Origin of the sequence: Pseudotabrizicola formosa (assembly GCF_002900965.1) — a bacterium.
Classification (GTDB): domain Bacteria; phylum Pseudomonadota; class Alphaproteobacteria; order Rhodobacterales; family Rhodobacteraceae; genus Pseudotabrizicola; species Pseudotabrizicola formosa.
Window position 1 is genome coordinate 119,771 of sequence record NZ_PJOM01000001.1, and the last position, 17,751, is coordinate 137,521.

Genomic DNA, 17,751 nt, shown 5'->3' on the forward strand with positions numbered 1-17,751 from the left:
AGGACGCCAGAATGAAGGTTGCCACAGAATGAAGGTTGCTCTTGTCGGCTGCGGATCGCGGCATCAGATGTTCCGCAACGCTCTGACCGGGCCCTATGCCGGCCGGCATGATCTGGTGGCGCTGTGCGACACCAACCCGTACCGGCTGTCCCTCTCGGCGGCAGCGGTGGCAAAGCCCGGTACCAATGGCATCGCCACCTATCTACCCGCCGATTTCGACCGGATGATTGCCGAACAAGGGGCCGATACCGTGCTGATCGCATCCCCCGACCATACCCATGCCGGTTACATCATCCGCGCGATGGAGGCGGGCTGCGACGTGATCTGCGAAAAGCCGATGACCATCGACCTGCCCTCCTTGCGCCAGATCCTGGCGGCACAGGACCGCACCGGTCGCAAGCTGCGCGTGACCTTCAACTACCGCTATGCCCCAGCGCGCCAGCAGATCCGCGCCCTGCTGGCCGCCGGGACCATCGGCACGGTCACAGGGCTCGATTTCCGCTGGCATCTGGATCAGGTGCACGGGTCGGATTACTTTCGCCGCTGGCACCGCGACAAGGCCAACTCGGGGGGGCTTTTTGTTCACAAGGCCACGCATCATTTTGACCTGATGAACTGGTGGCTGGGCACCAACCCTGTCGCCGTCGCGGCGTCCGGCGGGCGCTTGGCCTATAGCCCCGCCCGCGCGGCAGACCTTGGGCTGTCAGGTCATGGCCCGCGCTGCACCGGATGCCCGGTCAGGCAACGCTGCCCTTATCCCCTTGATCTGGATGCCGATGACCGTCTGGCCGCCCTTTACCGAGATGCGGAAGGCGAGGATGGCTATCACCGCGACCAGTGCATCTTTTCCCCCGAGATCACATTGGAAGACACGCTGCAGGCCCAGATCCGCTTTGCCAATGGCGTCACCGCCAATTACAGCCTGACCGCCTATGCCCCCTGGGAAGGGCTGGAGGTGATGGTTCACGGCACCGGCGGACAGCTGAGCCACCGGCATGTCGAAGTGCATGGCGTGTTTGGGGGCAAGCGGCCCAAGGAAAAGCAGTCTGTCACCACCACGCTTCATCTGGCCGGACAGGAACCTGTGGCCATTGCCGTGCCAGAGGCACAGGGCGATCACGGCGGGGCAGACCCTTTGATGCTGGAAGACATTTTCGGTGCCGGCGGACCTGAAAGCCTTGCTTCAGACCATCGCGCCGGGGCCTGGTCAATCCTTGCCGGAATTGCGGCCAATGCCGCGCTGGAGTCGGGGCGCGTTGAAGAGATCGGCCCGCTGCTTGCACGGGCTGGCATCGCCCGCATCTGAACAGCAGGCCCAGACCAGACGGAGCGCGGTCACGCCAATTCCGGGCGTGCCAGCAGCCGCGTGGTCCCGAAACCCTCGATACATGCGGTCATGATCTGCCCTTCCGGCTGATCCTGCGCGAAATCGACCTCGGTAAACTGCTCTGTCCGGCCCATGCGAGGGCCCTCCATCAGCACCCGATGGGTCTGGCCGATCTGCGCAGACAGGTGCCGGGTCAACGCCGCCTCTCCCTTGGCGCGCAGCCGGGCGGCACGAGTCTTGATCTCTGGCCCGTTCAGCTGTGGCATCCGGGCTGCGGGCGTGCCTTTGCGCGGGCTGAACGGAAAGACGTGCAGGAAGGTCAGCCCGCACTCATCGACCAGCCTCAGACTGTTTTCGAACATGGCTTCCGTCTCGGTCGGAAAACCGGCGATGATATCGGCTCCGAACACCATATCGGGTCGCAACCGCCGCGCCTCTTCGCAGAAGCGGATCGCATCATCGCGCAAATGGCGGCGCTTCATCCGTTTCAGGATCATGTCATCGCCCGCCTGCAAGGACAGGTGCAGATGCGGCATCAGGCGCGGCTCGGTCGCGATGGCCAGCATCAGGTTGTCGTCGGCCTCAATCGAATCAATCGACGAAATCCGCAGGCGCGGCAGGTCCGGCACCAGCCGCAGGATGCGCATCACCAGATCGCCCAGACGCGGCGTGGCGGGCAGATCAGCGCCCCATGATGTCAGGTCAACCCCGGTCAGCACCACCTCGTTGAAGCCCTTGCCCACCAGCCGCTTGATCTGCTCGATCACCACACCTGCGGGAACGGACCGCGAATTGCCCCGACCGTAGGGGATGATGCAGAAGGTGCAGCGATGATCACAGCCGTTCTGCACCTGAACATAGGCGCGGTGGCGGCCAAAGCCGTCGATCAGATGGCCGGCCGTTTCGCGCACCGACATGATGTCATCGACCTGCACCCGCTCGGTCTGGCCGATGAAATCGGGGCCGGCGATGGCAGCCCAGGTCGCGGCCTGCATCTTTTCAGTATTGCCGATCACTTGCGTGACTTCCGCCATGGCGGCAAAGGTTTCGGGTTCGGTCTGCGCGGCACAGCCGGTCACAATGACCGCGGCACCGGGATTTTCGCGCGACAGGCGGCGAATCTCCTGCTTGGCCTTGCGCACCGCCTCGGCGGTGACAGCGCAGGTGTTCACGATCACCGCGCCTGTCAGCCCGGCAGCTGCGGCCAGTTCCTTCATCGCTTCGGATTCGTAAGCGTTCAGGCGGCAGCCCAGGGTGGCGAAAACCGGCGCAGTCATGGGTGGGCCGCCAGAAAGGCCGGCGTCAGCCAGCCATCGAACACATGCGCCACCGGACCGGTCATCCAGACGCCGTCGCTCCGCCAATCCACCTCCAGCACACCGCCATCAAGGTCCAGCACGACGCGTCGCCCGGTCAGCCCGCGCAGATGCGCGGCCACGGCGGTGGCGCAAGCCCCGGACCCGCAGGCCAGCGTGATCCCCGCCCCCCGCTCCCATACCCGCATCCGCAGGCGGTCAGGGCCGATGACAGAGACGAACTCCACATTCGTACGCTCGGGAAACAGAGGGTCATGTTCATAGCGCGGGCCAAGACCTGCCACATCCACCGCTTCGGCATCCTCGACAAACAGCACGCAATGCGGGTTTCCCATGCCCACGGCCACCGGATCGCGGGGCAGGGGCAGGTGCATAAGGTCAACCTCGTGCGCCAGTGGCACTGCCTGCCAATCGCGCTGCGGCGCGCCCATGTTCACGGATACCCGCCCATCGGTCAGCCGTACGGCGGACAGCCCGCCGCGCGCGGTGGTCAGTGTCACGGAATCCTGCCCCAACCCCCGCATCACATAATCCGACACGCAGCGTGTGGCATTGCCGCAGGCTCCGGCGCGGCTGCCATCGCTGTTCCAGAAATCCAGCGTGAAGTCTGCCCCGTCGACGCCGTCCCGAATCTCGGCAAGCTGATCAAAGCCGACACCGCGGTTCCGGTCGCCCAGGGCCAACGCCAGCGCAGGGGTCACCAGCGCCCCGGCCCGCCCGCGCGAGTCGATCACCACGAAGTCATTGCCGGCACCGTGCATTTTCATGAAGGGCAGGCCGTCTGGCTGGGGCATCTTGTCCATTCGCGGGCATATACGCCCGATCCGGCAGATTTGCCAGAGCCCTGCATCTTTTGTCCTTGACCCCACCGGCCTCTGACCGTAATCAGCGCCCCAGTTGTGGGCCGGTAGCTCAGTTGGTAGAGCAGCTGACTTTTAATCAGCGGGTCACAGGTTCGAATCCTGTCCGGCTCACCACTTCTCCAAAAACCCGGGCCTTGGCCCGGGTTTTTTGATTCTGCGCCCTGCAGCGCGCAAAAAAAACCCGCCGTTTCCGGCGGGTTGTGTTTCAGAAGGTCAAAGCCCGGTCGCCTGCGGCATCCTTGATCCGCGTCGGCAGCCCGATCTGGTTCAGCAAGGTGATGAACGGGGCAGGGTCCATGTCTTCGACATTGGCCATGGCCCCCACATCCCAGACGCCCTCGGCAATCAGCAAAGCGGCAGCGACCGGCGGAACGCCCGCGGTATAGCTGATGCCCTGAGAGCCGACCTCTTCGTAGGCTTCCTTGTGATCCGCCACGTTGTAGATCAGCACCTCGACCGGCTTGCCATCCTTGGTGCCTTTGACAAAGTCACCGATGCAGGTCTTGCCGGTGTAATTGGGCGCAAGACTGGCCGGGTCGGGCAGAACGGCCTTGACCACCTTGAGCGGAATCACTTCCAGCCCTTCGGCCGTGGTCACCGGCTGTTCCGACAAGAGGCCAAGGTTTTTCAGCACCGTAAACACGTTGATGTAATGGTCGCCAAATCCCATCCAGAACCGCACATCGGCAGCGGGATAGCGGGCAGACAGCGAATGCACCTCGTCATGCCCGGTCAGATACGCCTTCTGTTCGCCCACCACCGGCATGTCGAAGGTCTTGCCGACCTCGAACATGGTGTTGGTCTGCCATGCGCCATTCTGCCACGAATACACTGTGCCGGTGAATTCGCGGAAGTTGATCTCGGGGTCAAAGTTCGTGGAAAACCATTTGCCATGTGACCCGGCATTGATGTCGACAATGTCGATCGATGTGATGCTGTCCATCATGCCTTCGGCCACGCGGGCATAGGCATTGACCACGCCGGGGTCGAAACCGACGCCCAGAATGGCGGTCACGCCAGCGGCTTTACAAGCCTCACGCCGTTTCCATTCGTAATTGCCATACCAGGGGGGCGCTTCGCAGATCTTGCCCGGATCTTCATGAATTGCCGTGTCCATATAGGCCACACCCGCCTGAATGCAGGCATCCAGCACCGGCATGTTCACAAAGGGAGATCCGACGTTGATCACGATCTGACATCCCGTCGCCTTGATCAGTGCGACCACGGCAGCGGTGTCCATCGCATCCAAGGCATGGGCGGCAAACACGCCCGGCACCTTCATGGCCGATTTGGCATGTACGCTTTCAATGATCGCTTCAGCCTTGGCCACGGTGCGGCTGGCGATGTGAAGGTCGCCCAGGCGGTCATTGTGCTGCGCTGCCTTATGCGCCACCACTTGGGCCACGCCACCCGCGCCGATGATCAGAACATTCCGTTTCACTTCGAACCGTCTCCTTTAAGGACAGAGGGAAGGGTGCCGCCTTGATTACCCAAGGTTGCCTTCAAAATCGGCATAGCCGAATTCACGCGCGACGGTCATCGACCCGTCAAGTTCCTTGATGACGATGCCCGGCATCTTCACCCCGTTGAACCAGTTCTTCTTGACCATGGTATAGCCCGCTGCATCGGCGATGCTCAGCCGGTCGCCCACTTGCAAGGGGGCGGGGAAATTGAATTCACCGAAGACATCGCCCGCAAGGCAGGATTTGCCGCAGATCTGGACCGGGTGATCACCCGTGGTCTCGATCTTGCCCGATATGCGATAGATCAGCAGGTCGAGCATATGCGCCTCGACCGAAGAATCGACCACCGCAAGATCCTTGCCGTTGTTCAGCACGTCCAGCACTGTCACCTCAAGGCTCGCGGCCCCGGTAATCGCAGCCTCGCCCGGCTCCAGATAGACCTGCACGCCAAAGCGTTCGGAAAACGCTTTCAACCGCGCGGCCAGTTTTGCCAGCGGATAGCCTTCTCCGGTGAAGTGGATGCCGCCGCCAAGGCTGACCCAATCCAGCCGCGACAGCAGCATGCCAAACTCATCCTCAATCCGAGTCAGTTGGCGGTCAAACAAGTCGAAATCGTCATTCTCGCAGTTGTAATGGATCATGAAGCCGGAAATCCGGTCCATCACCTGTTCGATCTTGGTCGCATCCCATTCGCCCAGACGGCTGAACGGCCGCGCCGGATCGGCCAGATCAAACCCGCTGGTGGAAAAGCGCGGGTTCAGGCGCAGACCACGGTTGATGCTGGCCGACTGGGTGTCGAACCGCGTCAGCTGACCAATGGAATTGAAGATGATCTTGTCGGCATAGCCTACAGCCTCGGCAATCTCATGATCCGCCCAGGCGACCGAATAGGCGTGGGTTTCCTTGCCGAACCGCTCGCGCCCCAGCTTCAGTTCATAAAGACTCGAGGATGTGGTGCCGTCCATATGCTGCCGCATCTGGTCGAACACGCCCCATGTGGCAAAGCATTTCAGCGCCAGCAGGGTTTTTGCCCCAGATGCTGTGCGCAGCTCATCCATAATGGCCATGTTCCGCGCCAGTTTGATGCGGTCGATCAGGTAGTAGGGTGTCTGGATCATCGCATCCCCCTTTCGGGCAGCAGAAGGAAGAAGGGCGCTATTTATGGCCCCCACCCCCCCTATGCAAGCCCTGTGACGGCCCGATGACAGTCAGATCATGCGGATGACGTCCTTGCCAACGGCCAAGACATAGCCCCGGCGCGCAATGGTCTTGACCAGCAATTCACTGACCAGCTGATTGCCCAAGGTGTCGCGCAGGCGCTTCACCCGTGTGGCGCCGGCGGCTTCGTCGCAATCCACCTCGTTGCGGCCCGAAATCACCGATTCTATCTGTGCCCCCGTCAGCACTTCGTCATCCATCCGCGCTTCTGCCAGCACTGAAAGGGTTTCCAGCGCCGCTTCGGTCAGGGCAAATTCCATATCGTTGATATAGACCGCCCGGCCTTCCCGCGAAATCATCAGGCTGGCGACCTGAATGCCCGACCGCTGGATCGCCGATATTCGCCGGTTCAGGGCGATGATCATCACCAGAAAGACCAGCGCCGATATCAAGAGCGCCGTTGAAAACACCAGCAAAACAAAGATCACCATGCGGTAGCTTTGCAGGACCTCGGAAAACGACGTGCCCGATTGCGCCAGAATTTCCAAGAGCTTGATCTCGGCATTGGTGGTCAGGTTGTCGTTTTCGACAAACAACCGTTCGACCCGTGCATTGAAGGCATTGGCGTCTGGCAGGCTGAGAAACAGGAACAGCGCGGCCCCGAACAGGATCAGGACAATGGCGGCAATGCCATAGCTGACCACCCGGTTGCCTGCCTTCAGACTCTCAATAACGGAGATAGAATTCTCCAGCACTCGCTTGCCTTTCGCCAAGGCCCTCGGGGCCGAATGTTCCCAACACGTTCAACAACGTCCAGCCCGCCGATGCAAGCCGAGGCCGCAATTCGCCCTGTGCGGCACCGGGCGAGCAGTTGCCGTCGCTGACTTGCGCCACACCGTAGTGCAGACGCAAGGGGTCATCCTGCTTGGCCTTGTAATCTGCGTAGCATTCCGCCGAAGCAGGCCCCGCCGCTGTCAGGGCAAGGAAAGCCGCAAAGATCATCGAACGGGGTGTCATAGCTGTCTCCTGCGCGGCCGACTGGCCTGATGCTCCCTCCACAGTTGCGTGTCTTTGCCCCGATATTCAATATCAAGCAGCCAGATCTGCGCCGGATGGCCGCTGTTATCCCATATCAGCCAGCCGATATTGCCTGTCTGCGACGGCGCGACGCACCATCAGGGCACCGCGTCTGGTGCGATGGTCGCACCGGGCAGAATGCTTGCTTCACAGACAGGAGGCCCCCATGTTTGCCGCCGTTCCCGCCATCACCCCGACCGCGATGCTGCCCTGCATGCCGCGCCCGACACCGCAGCCGCTGCGTCGGCTGGCCGCTGTGCTGGCCACTGGCCTCACGATTCTAGTCCTGATGGCCGCCATTGGCGGACCCGCCCGCGCCGACCAGCAGCGCGGCGGCGTCGCCAAGCCTTTGATGCCTGCGCTTGCTGTTGGCATCGCCGTGCACCCCGGCACGACCGCCCGGACACATCCCGCGTATCTGCCGCCTCTGGTTCAGGTGCGCAGCCCGCGTATACCTGCGGCCTGTGCTGTCGAGATTTCCGGCGCTCGCCGTGATATCACCGTCTATCCGGAACGCTGCCTGCGTCGGCAGGGGTTTGTCGATCGTCTGCCGCGCCACTGCGCCTATCAGGCCCGTATCTTTGGTCGAACCGACCGGGTCTATGCGCAAGACTGCCTGCGCCATGCCGGCTATCGGGTCGATTCGGGGCGGCACCATGATCGTGGGCCGCGTGATTTTGGCCGTGATCGTGGCCGCTGGCAGGACCGGGACTTTGGACGTGGCCATCCGCGCCCCTATTACTGACTCTGTCCTTGCAGATGTGGACTGCCGCCACATCGGCGCGGGGTGGGAGGGTGAGCCACTTCCACCCCTGTTTTCCGCGCGCGCTCCGCGCTATGCCGGGGCATGACAAAACAGCAACCCGATTTCACCCATGAACAGTCTGCCCTTGCCAAGGGGGCGACCTTTGTCGTCGGGGTGGACGAGGTCGGCCGCGGCCCCCTGTGCGGCCCGGTCACCGCCGCGGCGGTCCGGCTCGACCCGGCCCGCATTCCCGCAGGCCTGGGGGATTCCAAGACTCTGACCGCCGCCTGCCGGGACCGGCTCTACGCCGAACTGCTGGATGTCGCTCAGATCGCAATAGCCCATGCGAGCGTGGAAGAGATCGACGCGCTCAATATCCTGCGCGCCAGCCATCTGGCGATGGAACGCGCGGTGGCAGCGCTGGGGGCCGATTTCGCGCTGATCGACGGCAACCTGATGCCCCGCAATCTTTCGTGCCCCGGGCTGGCCATCGTGAAGGGGGATGCCAAATCCCTGTCGATCGCCGCTGCCTCGATCTGCGCGAAAGTGACGCGCGACCGGCTCATGGTGGATTTGGCGCAACAATACCCCGGTTATGGCTGGGAGGGGAACGCCGGTTATCCGACCAAAGCGCATCTGGCGGCACTTCTAAATCTTGGGGTGACCCCTGTTCATAGACGTTCGTTCAGACCCGTCCACAATATCTTGTATCAAGAGAAATACGTAACCCCTTGATTCAATAAAGAATTTGACGCCGAATCATCTCTGACTCATTCTTATCCACAGATACGGCGCGCCAAATGACGCCGGGGACAGAGGCAGAAGATGACGTCAAAGACCAAAGCATCGGGGGCAGATCTGCCCCTGAACCAGATCCTTGCAGGCGACTGCATCGACGTGATGAACAGCCTGCCAGCGGGATCGGTAGACCTGATCTTCGCCGACCCTCCCTACAATCTGCAGCTCAAGGGCGATCTGCACCGGCCGGATAATTCCAAGGTCGATGCGGTGGATGACCATTGGGACCAGTTCAGCAGCTTTGCGGTCTACGATGACTTCACCCGCGCCTGGCTCAAGGCCGCCAAACGCCTTTTGAAGCCCAACGGGGCGATCTGGGTGATCGGCAGCTATCACAACGTGTTCCGCCTTGGCGCGGAATTGCAGAACCAGGGCTATTGGCTCTTGAACGATGTGGTCTGGCGCAAATCGAACCCGATGCCGAATTTCAAGGGCAAGCGCCTGACCAATGCGCATGAAACCCTGATCTGGGCCTCCCGCGATGAGAATGCCAAATACACCTTCAACTATGAGGCACTCAAGGCGCTGAACGATGGCATTCAGATGCGGTCAGACTGGGTGCTGCCAATCTGCACCGGGCATGAGCGGCTGAAAGATGCCAATGGCGACAAGGCGCATCCGACGCAAAAGCCCGAAAGCCTGCTGCACCGCATCCTGATCGCCACCACCAATCCCGGCGATGTGGTGCTGGACCCGTTCTTTGGCACGGGCACCACCGGCGCCGTGGCCAAGATGCTGGGCCGCGATTTCATCGGTATCGAACGCGAGGAAGCCTACCGTACCGTGGCCGAGGCCCGCCTCGCCCGCGTGCGCAAGTTCGACGCCTCTGCGCTGGAGATCACCGGATCAAAACGGTCCGAACCCCGCGTGCCCTTCGGTCAGGTGGTGGAACGCGGCATGCTGCGGCCGGGCGAAGAGCTCTATTCGATTGGCAACCGCTACATGGCCAAGGTGCGCGCCGACGGGACACTGGTCGGCAATGATGTCAAAGGCTCGATCCATCAGGTGGGTGCCGCCTATGAGCGGGCACCAAGCTGCAACGGCTGGACCTACTGGCACTTCAAGCGCGACGGCAAGATGATCCCCATCGACATCCTGCGCCAGCAGATCCGCGCCGAAATGGAAGCCGATCACGCGCGGCCGAACTGATCGCGGCCTGACTCCTTGGGCGGGGTGAACCCGCCCTACCTCCCTCATATTCCGTTTACGCCAGCACTGCAGTCCGCCTGCAGCGCCACTTGCCCCGCCATGGTTGCATGGCGGGGTCCTTTACTTTGATGGGGCGGTCCGGTGGCTTTTGGTTGCCATCCGTCCGGTTCCCGGCGAAAGACAAGGCATGAGTGACGCAAGCAGTGAGCGCGAAGCGGGGGATCCCACAGAGTATGAAATCCGCATGACAGATGCGCTGGTCATCGGGGCAGGGCCGGCCGGGCTCATGGCGGCAGAAGAACTGGCCCGCGCCGGCCGCCGCGTGGTGGTGGCTGAGGCCAAGCCATCCCCGGCCCGCAAGTTTCTGATGGCGGGCAAATCCGGGCTGAACGTGACCAAGGATGAATCGCCCGCCCGTTTTGCCGCCGCCTTTGACAGCGACTGGCTGGCCCCGATGCTGCGCGAGTTTGGCCCCGAACAGGTGGCGCAGTGGTGCCGTGATCTGGGGCAGGACGTGTTTACCGGCACGTCGGGCCGGGTGTTTCCCAAGGCCATGAAGGCGTCACCCCTGCTCCGGGCCTGGCTGCTGCGACTGGCCGGGCAGGGTGTGGACCTGCGCACCCGCTGGCACTGGCAGGGGTGGGAGGGCGACGCCTTGTGCTTTGCCACTCCGCATGGCCCGCAGCTTTTACGTCCGCGGGTCACCGTTCTGGCCCTTGGTGGGGCCAGCTGGGCACGGTTGGGGTCTGATGCGGCTTGGGTGCCGTGGCTGGTGGAACAGGGCGTTGCGCTCGCCCCGTTCCGCCCGGCCAACATGGGGTTCGGCGTGGAGTGGTCGTCGCATATGGCCCCGCATTTTGGCCAGCCGATCAAGCCCGCCTTACTCACGGCGGGGTCCCAAGTCGTCAAGGGCGAGTTCATCCTGTCGGCGCGCGGGGTAGAGGGCAGTGCGATCTATGCCCTTTCCGCCTCTCTGCGGGACGGGGCCGGGCTGACCGTCAACCTGCTGCCCGATCTGGCCCCTCTGGCCGTGTCGTCCCGCGTTGCGCGCCTGAAACGCGGCGACAGTCTGGCCAACCGGCTGCGCAAACTGGGGCTTTCCCCGGCTGCTGCGGCATTGGTCATGGAGTTTGGCCGCCAGATGCCGCTGGAGCGCGCCCTCACAGCCCTGCCGCTGCCGCTGACCGGCCCCAGACCGATGGACGAGGCAATTTCCACCGCCGGCGGTATCATCCGCGACAGCCTGACAGAGGGGCTGGAACTGCGGACTGTGCCGCATGTATTTGCCTGCGGCGAGATGCTGGATTGGGAAGCCCCGACCGGCGGCTATCTGCTGACAGGCTGCTGGGCGACAGGCCGTTGGGCCGGGCGTCATGCGGCGCAGGTCTGACCGAAGGGTGGAGCCGGGTCAGGCGGTGTTTGGGCTGCTGGCTCCGCCCGCCAGCCGGCTGGCCGCCTGGGGCAGGCCCGGCAAGGCGGGCTGCGCGCCCTGCCAGAAACACAGGCGGATGTGGTCGCCAAGCTGCGGGTCGGCCAGATGATCCCAGGCCAGACCAAAACCCTCCATCAACAACCCCTCGGCATAGAAGACAATTTCTTCGGCATCGAGGCTTTCCCCGGCCGCATCTGACCAGGCACCATCCTTGTGCCAGTAGACATAGGCTTCGATGGTCGTGTGTTTTCGGGTGATGCGGGCCAGCGGGGCCAGCACGGCTTCGAACTCTGACATCCCAACACTCCTGCGGCTTTGCGGTCGGCTATCGTGTATCCTGACGCCGCGCCATCGCCAACCGGATCAGCGCGCGTTCCATCAGCGCCATGCCGGGCGCGCGCGAGGTTGAGCGCAGGGTCAGATCGGTTTCCAGCAGATCTGACACCGCACGCTCCAGCGTGCGCATCCCCAATGCGAGGGCCTGCCGCTGCATCTGGTCGCGTCGCGGCCCGAACACCCGCGCCTTTTGCAAGCCATTGGCCACGCCCGACGGGTCCGAGGCCGCAATGTGCAGCGCCCGGAAGTGACGCAACGCCTGAATGCAGATGGTAACCGGCAAGACACCTTGTCCTTCCAGCCGCCGCATCAGCAGTCCGATGGCCGGGGCACGGCCATCCGCCACCGCGTGCAGCAAATCATCAACCTCGGCCTCCAGCGTGGCGGGTGCCATCGCGGCCACATCGGCAGGGGTCAGGGCAGTGGGGTCGCCATGTTTATACAGCGCGATCTTTTCCAGCGTCTGCCGAAAATCGCCCGGGTCCAGCGCCCGGGCAAGTGTGGTCAGATCGGCCATTGCCTCACGGTCGATCGCGCTCAGCCCCGCCGTCTTCAGCGCCGTCTCTATCTCTTCGCGCGTGGGTGGGTCGTCATAAAGCACCGCACAAAAGGCATTGGGGTGCTTTTCAAACAGCATCCTGAGCGCCGATTTCGCCGTCAGATTGCCTGCGGTGACGACAATTGTCGCATCTCCGGGCTTCCAGTCCTTCAGCGCCGCTGCGATGGTCGGGGCCAGTGCGTCTGTCGCATCCTCGGCAAAGGCCACGCGCGGGCCGGAGAAAAACCCCACCGCCTTGACCGCATCCAGCAGGGCAGCAGCATCCTTGCGCAACTCGGCAGCCTGGATCCGGGTCAGCCGCATTTCGCCCTCTCCCTCGGGCCCGATCAGCGCGGCGATCACCTCTTGCCGTTTGAGGGCCACGCGCATCGGATCGGCCCCGGCGATCAGCACGCCGGCCTTGGTCGGGTCTGGTTTTGCGAAATAGCGACTGGCCTCGATCCCCTTCAGGATCATGCCCAGCCACCCGAAGTGGCAATCAGCCGGGTCACGATCTGGTCGGCCAGAATCCGCATCAGACGAAAGGCGGCATCCTCTTCGGCGGACTGCCCCGCCACAGTGCTGCCGGTGGCGGAATAGGCGGTGAACCCCTGCACCCGCCCGCCGGTTGTGCGTTGGCCTGTCTCACGGCTGATCAGGGTCCAGTCGATGAACCCGGTCAGGTGATAGCGGGTGATCGCATTTTCGGGGGTGATCCCCAACGTATCGGCGGTCGTCACGATGGTGTAATTCAGATCGAACCGGGGGGCTTCGGGCCGGCCCAGCCGCTCTTCCAGACGCTCGACCAGATCGAAGCCGCGCTTGTCATTGGGATCGGCCGCCCGGATCTGCCCCTGCAGACCCCGCGCCGCGCCCCTCGGCCCATAGGCCGGGGCAAAGCCACAGGCCATAAGGGCCAGTGGCGCCAAAAGCACAAATCTTCGGTCAGGCAACGACATTTATGATACGCCCTGGCACAACGATGATTTTCTTCACCGGCTGGCCGGCAAGGAACCTGATCACATCCTCATCCGCCAAGGCAATCTTTTCAATCTCTGCCGCAGACATGTCTTTTGGTACGCTGATTTCCGCCCGGCGCTTGCCGTTGATCTGGATCGGCAGGATCACCGTGTCATCCACCAGCAGCGCCGGGTCCGCCTTTGGCCATGGGGCCTGACAGCACAGCCCCTGACCGCCCTGAAAACTCCAGATCGATTCGGAGATATGCGGCACCATCGGCTGCATCAGCTGTGCGAGGGTGCGGATCGCGTCCTTCATGACGGGTGTCGAGGCGTTGGCGCGTCCCAGCGTATTGGTGAAGCCGTAAAGCCCCGCAATCGCCTTGTTGAACGCAAAGCTGTCAATGGCCCGCGTCACCTCGTCAATCGCCTTTGCCGTCGCGCGGCGCAGATCGTCGTCACCGCTTCCCACATGATCGCCCGGCATATCGCCGATCCGGCTGCACAGGCTCCAGACGCGGGACAGGTGCTTGAACGCGGCTTCCGCCCCTGAAGATGTCCACTCCACATCCCGCTCGGGCGGGCTGTCCGACATCACGAACCAGCGCGCGGTATCGGCACCGAAGCTGGCGATGATGTTCATCGGATCGACGACATTCTTTTTGGATTTCGACATCTTGGCCGAGGGAATCACCTCAACCGCCGTGCCATCGGCCAAGGTCACCCCGGTATCGGTGTGCAGCACATCCTCTGGCAGATGATAGACCGGGCGACCAGCCGTATCGGTGGTCTTGTAGATCTCATGGGTCACCATGCCTTGGGTGAACAGTGCGTTGAACGGCTCGATGGCGCTTTCGGGCAGATGTCCGGTTTTTGCCATCGCCCGGGCAAAGAAGCGCGAATACAGAAGGTGCAGGATCGCATGTTCGATCCCACCGATATACTGGTCGACGTTCATCCAATAATCGGCATCGGGCAGCGAGGTTGGTGTGGCCGCACGCGGGGCGGTAAAGCGCGCGTAATACCAGGACGAATCGACAAACGTGTCCATCGTGTCGGTTTCGCGCCGCGCCGCGCCGCCACATTTCGGGCAGCTGCAGTCGCGCCAGGTCGGATGCCGGTCAAGCGGATTGCCGGGCACGTCAAAGCTGACATCATCGGGCAGGCGGATCGGCAGATTTTCCTTGGCCTCGGGCACCACGCCACAGGCGGGGCAATGCACCACCGGAATGGGGCAGCCCCAATAGCGTTGGCGCGACACGCCCCAGTCGCGCAGGCGGAATTTGGTGACGCCGGTGCCGTAGCCGTTTGCCTCGGCATGGGCAATGGCCGCGGCCACAGCCTCATCACCGGTCTGCACCGCAGCGCCGGAAAAGCCGCGCACATAACGCACGCGCTCTGATTTCATCGGCACAAAGGCCTCGGTCAGCGGCGTGTCATCGCCGTTTTCCGCCACAAAGACCGTGTCAATCGGCAAGCCGTACTTGCTGGCAAATTCAAAGTCGCGCTGGTCATGCGCCGGGCAGCCGAAAATTGCGCCGGTGCCATAGTCCATCAGCACGAAATTCGCGATCCACACCGGCAATTCCCATGTCGGATCAAGCGGATGCTTCACGCGGATGCCGGTGTCATAGCCGATCTTCTCCGCCGTCTCGACCTCTTCGGCACTCGTGCCGCCGCGGCGACATTCGGCCACGAAGGCCGCCACTTTCGGGTCCGCCTCCAACACCTTTGCCAGCGGATGATCGGCCGATATGGCGGCAAAGGATGCCCCCATCAGCGTATCTGGCCGGGTCGTGTAAACCTCCAGCCGGTCAAACCCTGCAGGCGCCCCCACGGTTTCGAACCCGAACTGCAGCCCCCGTGACCGGCCGATCCAGTTGGCCTGCATCAGCCGCACCTTTTCCGGCCAGTTGTGCAGCCCGTCCAGCGCGCTCAGCAGCTCTTCGGAATAGTCTGAGATCTTGAAGAACCACTGTGTCAGCTCGCGCCGTTCGACCGCAGCGCCCGACCGCCAGCCCTTGCCGTCGATCACCTGCTCATTGGCCAGCACGGTCATGTCAACCGGGTCCCAGTTCACCACCGCGTTCTTGCGATAGACCAGCCCGGCGGCCATCATGTCGATGAACATCGCCTGCTGCTGGCCGTAATATTCCGGGTCGCAGGTGGCGAATTCGCGGGTCCAGTCGATGGACAGACCCAGCGGCATCATCTGGCCGCGCATGTCGGCGATATTGCTGTAGGTCCAGTCCTTCGGATGGCCGCCACGCTCCATCGCGGCATTTTCGGCGGGCATGCCAAACGCGTCCCAACCCATTGGGTGCAATACAGAAAAACCCTGCGCCGACTTGTAGCGCGCCACCACATCGCCCATGGTATAGTTGCGCACATGCCCCATGTGGATGCGCCCCGACGGGTAGGGGAACATCTCCAGCACATAATACTTCGGTTTTGCCGGATCGCGCCGGGCCAGAAAGGCCTGGGCCTCATCCCAGGCAGCCTGCCATTTCGGTTCGATCTGGGCGGGTTCGTAGCGCGACATGAAAAACCTCCGGGTGCTGGGCGGAGTTACACCGAACCGACGCAAAAGGTCCAGCCGTCAAGGCAAAGCGCGTTTGAAACTTGCGCTGGCATCCGGCCTCAACGCAAACGGGGCGCCCAAAGCGCCCCGCCCGACCCCGTCAGGAAAAAACCCTTACAGATTGCTGTCGCGGATCCGCAGCTGCCGCGCGCGGGTCAGGATGGCATCTTCGATCGACCGCGCGGTTTCTGTCGCCACTGCCCCGCCGCCGCGGGTTTGCAGCGCCACGCGCAGCGACCGGGCATCCAGCGCCGGGTCCTGCACATAGACCGTGGCGCGATAGGCGCGGCCCCCGCCGGGCGGCGTGCCGTATCCGGTCGAGATCACGCCGGTGAACGGATCGACCGAGTCAATCGGCAGGAAGTTCAGAACGTCAAGGCTGGCCTGCCACAGATACTTGTTCACCTCGACCGTGGTGTTCGGATCATCGGCGTTGCGGAACAGATCCCAGATGGTCGAGGTCGGCCGGTCATCATCGCGCGAGGATCGCGCATAGGCAGCGCGCTGCGCTTCGGCGCGGCCCCGTTGCTCGATCTGCGCTTCGCTGGCGGGGGACCGGCGGAACAAGCCGCTGTCGCCGCTGGCGATCCCGCTGCCACAGGCCGCAAGCCCGCCGACCAATCCGCTGAAAATGACAACCCGTGCCAGACGGTGAAAGAACATCTGCACCCCCGCAATCTCTTTAAGGGTTGTCTAGCCTAGGGCTTGGGGCGTGCCAAGGCTTTTCACACCCCGGCCCGGCAGAGGGCGCCGGCGCTTTATAGGGGCACCGCGGGGGCTGCGGCCATCTGTGGCATTGCTGCACCACGCTTTCCCGGTTTTTGGCGGCGGTTGCGGTCTTCGTTGCAATCCGGGGGTGCTGGGTGGAAAACACCATCATTCCGACTGCGGATTCCCCTGCGGCGGGCTTACCTTGAGGAAAGAGGGAATAACATGAAAAAAGTTCTTCTCGCGACGACCGTGCTGGCACTGACCGCACCGCTCGCCGCTGCTGATGGCGTTGAACTGTCGGGCTTCGGCCGCTTCGGTCTGGACTACAATTCGGATGCGCCTGCTGGCACCCCGGATTCGCAGGTCAACATGCGTATGCGTGTGAACATCGACGCTTCGAAAACCACTGACGCTGGCGTGACCTTCGGTGGTCGTATCCGTATGCAGTACGACGACGGTTTGACGGGCGCTCAACTGTCGCCAGCCATGCTGTACGCAACCTACGAAGGTCTGCGCGTCGAAGTTGGTAACTCCAACACCGCGATCGACTCGGCTGCTCTGATGTACAACTCGGAAATCGGTTACCTGAACCGCAGCTTCGGCAACCCGATCGGTGGTTTCTACGCGTTCTCGACCAGCCCGTACAGCGCTGACGTGACCACCTTCACGGTCGATCCGATCACCGACGAAGTCGTTGCTACGACAGCGCAAGGCGAGCGTAATCGCATGGGTATCTTCGCAAGCTACTCGATCGCTGGCTTCAACCTGAAGGCATCGTACATCAACCCAAATCAGACCGACTCCACCACCGATGCGGAAATGTCGATCGCCGCTGACTACAACTTCGGTCAGTTTACGATCTCGGCTGCTTACGCTGACAACGCTGGCGGCGTCGATGGTGACACCGTCACCTACCTGGGTGCTCAGTACGCTCTGTCCGACATCGCAAACGTTGGCCTGCTGTACTTCAACTCTGATCCAGAAGGTGAAGCTGACCAAGAGCGTGTGACCCTGTACGGTAACTACAAGATGGACGCTCTGACCCTGCGTGGCTATGTGGCTCATGACGACGCGGTTGGCAACGTGACCGACACCGCTTTCGGTATCGGCGCTGACTACGACCTGGGTGGCGCACGTCTGGGTGCAGACATCCACCGCAACTACGCCGAGTCGACCATTGTCGGCCTGGGCGTTCGCTTCGACTTCTGATCTTAACCGATCAACGTCACGGAAAGAGCGGGCCTTGTGCCCGCTCTTTTCTTTTGTGCTATGGGGGACCACCACACACAGGGGTTTCG

The 17,751-nt window shown here is 62.7% G+C and carries 17 protein-coding genes and 1 tRNA gene; 7 read left to right on the plus strand and 11 right to left on the minus strand.

Annotated features, from left to right (window positions below; genetic code table 11):
* The first annotated feature begins 28 nt into the window (after window positions 1-28).
* Window positions 29-1,306, plus strand: a complete 1,278-nt coding sequence (locus CXR43_RS00595) for a Gfo/Idh/MocA family protein (protein ID WP_103332122.1) — start codon at window positions 29-31, stop codon at window positions 1,304-1,306.
* Window positions 1,307-1,335: 29 nt separating this feature from the next.
* Here the strand turns inward: CXR43_RS00595 and mtaB are convergent, their stop codons facing one another.
* Together mtaB and dapF are read right to left on the minus strand one after the other, a co-directional pair.
* Window positions 1,336-2,604: a tRNA (N(6)-L-threonylcarbamoyladenosine(37)-C(2))-methylthiotransferase MtaB gene (gene mtaB / locus CXR43_RS00600; RefSeq protein WP_103332123.1), complete on the minus strand. Its 1,269-nt coding sequence runs from the start codon at window positions 2,602-2,604 to the stop codon at window positions 1,336-1,338.
* Window positions 2,601-3,446, minus strand: a complete 846-nt coding sequence (gene dapF / locus CXR43_RS00605; RefSeq protein WP_103332124.1) for a diaminopimelate epimerase — start codon at window positions 3,444-3,446, stop codon at window positions 2,601-2,603. The genes mtaB and dapF overlap by 4 nt, the downstream gene beginning before the upstream one ends.
* Window positions 3,447-3,544: 98 nt before the next feature.
* Here dapF and CXR43_RS00610 point away from each other — a divergent pair.
* Window positions 3,545-3,620, plus strand: a tRNA-Lys gene (locus CXR43_RS00610).
* 91 nt (window positions 3,621-3,711) lie between these two features.
* Here CXR43_RS00610 and CXR43_RS00615 read toward each other — a convergent pair.
* The 4 genes from CXR43_RS00615 to CXR43_RS00630 all read right to left on the minus strand — a co-directional run bounded on the left by CXR43_RS00615 (window position 3,712) and on the right by CXR43_RS00630 (window position 7,144).
* Complete coding sequence (locus CXR43_RS00615) at window positions 3,712-4,947, minus strand: saccharopine dehydrogenase family protein (RefSeq protein WP_103332125.1); 1,236 nt, start codon at window positions 4,945-4,947, stop codon at window positions 3,712-3,714.
* Window positions 4,948-4,992: 45 nt separating this feature from the next.
* Window positions 4,993-6,087, minus strand: coding sequence for a carboxynorspermidine decarboxylase (locus tag CXR43_RS00620; RefSeq protein ID WP_103332126.1), 1,095 nt, complete (start codon window positions 6,085-6,087; stop codon window positions 4,993-4,995).
* A gap of 90 nt (window positions 6,088-6,177) precedes the next feature.
* On the minus strand, window positions 6,178-6,882 hold the full coding sequence (locus tag CXR43_RS00625) for a winged helix-turn-helix domain-containing protein (RefSeq protein WP_103332127.1): 705 nt from the start codon (window positions 6,880-6,882) through the stop codon (window positions 6,178-6,180).
* The gene (locus CXR43_RS00630) at window positions 6,854-7,144 is read right to left on the minus strand and encodes a hypothetical protein (protein ID WP_246831242.1); all 291 of its coding nucleotides are present in this window, start codon (window positions 7,142-7,144) and stop codon (window positions 6,854-6,856) included. The genes CXR43_RS00625 and CXR43_RS00630 overlap by 29 nt, the downstream gene beginning before the upstream one ends.
* 226 nt (window positions 7,145-7,370) lie before the next feature.
* Here CXR43_RS00630 and CXR43_RS00635 point away from each other — a divergent pair, with 226 nt between their 5' ends.
* The 4 genes from CXR43_RS00635 (at window position 7,371) to CXR43_RS00650 (ending at window position 11,286) form a co-directional block, all read left to right on the plus strand.
* A complete protein-coding gene (locus CXR43_RS00635; RefSeq protein ID WP_103332129.1) occupies window positions 7,371-7,949 on the plus strand; it encodes a hypothetical protein in 579 nt (192 codons plus the stop codon).
* Between the two features lie 102 nt (window positions 7,950-8,051).
* Window positions 8,052-8,684 (plus strand): ribonuclease HII, encoded by a 633-nt coding sequence (gene rnhB, locus CXR43_RS00640; protein WP_103332130.1) that lies wholly within the window; start codon window positions 8,052-8,054, stop codon window positions 8,682-8,684.
* A 90-nt stretch (window positions 8,685-8,774) separates the two neighbouring features.
* Complete coding sequence (locus CXR43_RS00645) at window positions 8,775-9,896, plus strand: site-specific DNA-methyltransferase (protein WP_103332131.1); 1,122 nt, start codon at window positions 8,775-8,777, stop codon at window positions 9,894-9,896.
* A gap of 244 nt (window positions 9,897-10,140) precedes the next feature.
* Window positions 10,141-11,286, plus strand: a complete 1,146-nt coding sequence (locus tag CXR43_RS00650) for a TIGR03862 family flavoprotein (RefSeq protein ID WP_103332730.1) — start codon at window positions 10,141-10,143, stop codon at window positions 11,284-11,286.
* An 18-nt stretch (window positions 11,287-11,304) separates the two neighbouring features.
* Here CXR43_RS00650 and CXR43_RS00655 read toward each other — a convergent pair whose 3' ends face one another.
* From CXR43_RS00655 to CXR43_RS00675, 5 genes are all read right to left on the minus strand, one after another.
* On the minus strand, window positions 11,305-11,625 hold the full coding sequence (locus tag CXR43_RS00655; RefSeq protein ID WP_103332132.1) for a hypothetical protein: 321 nt from the start codon (window positions 11,623-11,625) through the stop codon (window positions 11,305-11,307).
* Window positions 11,626-11,653: 28 nt separating this feature from the next.
* Entirely contained in the window at window positions 11,654-12,679 is a 1,026-nt protein-coding gene (holA, locus tag CXR43_RS00660) for a DNA polymerase III subunit delta (RefSeq protein ID WP_103332133.1), read from the minus strand.
* On the minus strand, window positions 12,676-13,161 hold the full coding sequence (gene lptE, locus CXR43_RS00665) for an LPS assembly lipoprotein LptE (protein WP_103332134.1): 486 nt from the start codon (window positions 13,159-13,161) through the stop codon (window positions 12,676-12,678). Before lptE ends, holA begins: the two co-directional genes overlap by 4 nt.
* Window positions 13,148-15,703, minus strand: coding sequence for a leucine--tRNA ligase (gene leuS / locus CXR43_RS00670; RefSeq protein WP_103332135.1), 2,556 nt, complete (start codon window positions 15,701-15,703; stop codon window positions 13,148-13,150). The genes lptE and leuS overlap by 14 nt, the downstream gene beginning before the upstream one ends.
* Window positions 15,704-15,856: 153 nt before the next feature.
* Window positions 15,857-16,405, minus strand: coding sequence for a DUF3576 domain-containing protein (locus CXR43_RS00675; protein ID WP_103332136.1), 549 nt, complete (start codon window positions 16,403-16,405; stop codon window positions 15,857-15,859).
* Window positions 16,406-16,675: 270 nt separating this feature from the next.
* Between CXR43_RS00675 and CXR43_RS00680 the strand changes: the two genes are divergently transcribed.
* A complete protein-coding gene (locus tag CXR43_RS00680; protein WP_103332137.1) occupies window positions 16,676-17,662 on the plus strand; it encodes a porin in 987 nt (328 codons plus the stop codon).
* Window positions 17,663-17,751: the final 89 nt, after the last annotated feature.

Coding starts and splice junctions, on each gene's coding strand:
- CXR43_RS00595 (WP_103332122.1), top strand. CDS start 29: ATGAAGGTTGCTCTTGTCGGCTGCGGATCGCGGCATCAGATGTTCCGC.
- mtaB (WP_103332123.1), bottom strand. CDS start 2,604: ATGACTGCGCCGGTTTTCGCCACCCTGGGCTGCCGCCTGAACGCTTAC.
- dapF (WP_103332124.1), bottom strand. CDS start 3,446: ATGGACAAGATGCCCCAGCCAGACGGCCTGCCCTTCATGAAAATGCAC.
- CXR43_RS00620 (WP_103332126.1), bottom strand. CDS start 6,087: ATGATCCAGACACCCTACTACCTGATCGACCGCATCAAACTGGCGCGG.
- CXR43_RS00630 (WP_246831242.1), bottom strand. CDS start 7,144: ATGACACCCCGTTCGATGATCTTTGCGGCTTTCCTTGCCCTGACAGCG.
- CXR43_RS00635 (WP_103332129.1), top strand. CDS start 7,371: ATGTTTGCCGCCGTTCCCGCCATCACCCCGACCGCGATGCTGCCCTGC.
- rnhB (WP_103332130.1), top strand. CDS start 8,052: ATGACAAAACAGCAACCCGATTTCACCCATGAACAGTCTGCCCTTGCC.
- CXR43_RS00645 (WP_103332131.1), top strand. CDS start 8,775: ATGACGTCAAAGACCAAAGCATCGGGGGCAGATCTGCCCCTGAACCAG.
- CXR43_RS00650 (WP_103332730.1), top strand. CDS start 10,141: ATGACAGATGCGCTGGTCATCGGGGCAGGGCCGGCCGGGCTCATGGCG.
- CXR43_RS00655 (WP_103332132.1), bottom strand. CDS start 11,625: ATGTCAGAGTTCGAAGCCGTGCTGGCCCCGCTGGCCCGCATCACCCGA.
- holA (WP_103332133.1), bottom strand. CDS start 12,679: ATGATCCTGAAGGGGATCGAGGCCAGTCGCTATTTCGCAAAACCAGAC.
- lptE (WP_103332134.1), bottom strand. CDS start 13,161: ATGTCGTTGCCTGACCGAAGATTTGTGCTTTTGGCGCCACTGGCCCTT.
- leuS (WP_103332135.1), bottom strand. CDS start 15,703: ATGTCGCGCTACGAACCCGCCCAGATCGAACCGAAATGGCAGGCTGCC.
- CXR43_RS00675 (WP_103332136.1), bottom strand. CDS start 16,405: ATGTTCTTTCACCGTCTGGCACGGGTTGTCATTTTCAGCGGATTGGTC.
- CXR43_RS00680 (WP_103332137.1), top strand. CDS start 16,676: ATGAAAAAAGTTCTTCTCGCGACGACCGTGCTGGCACTGACCGCACCG.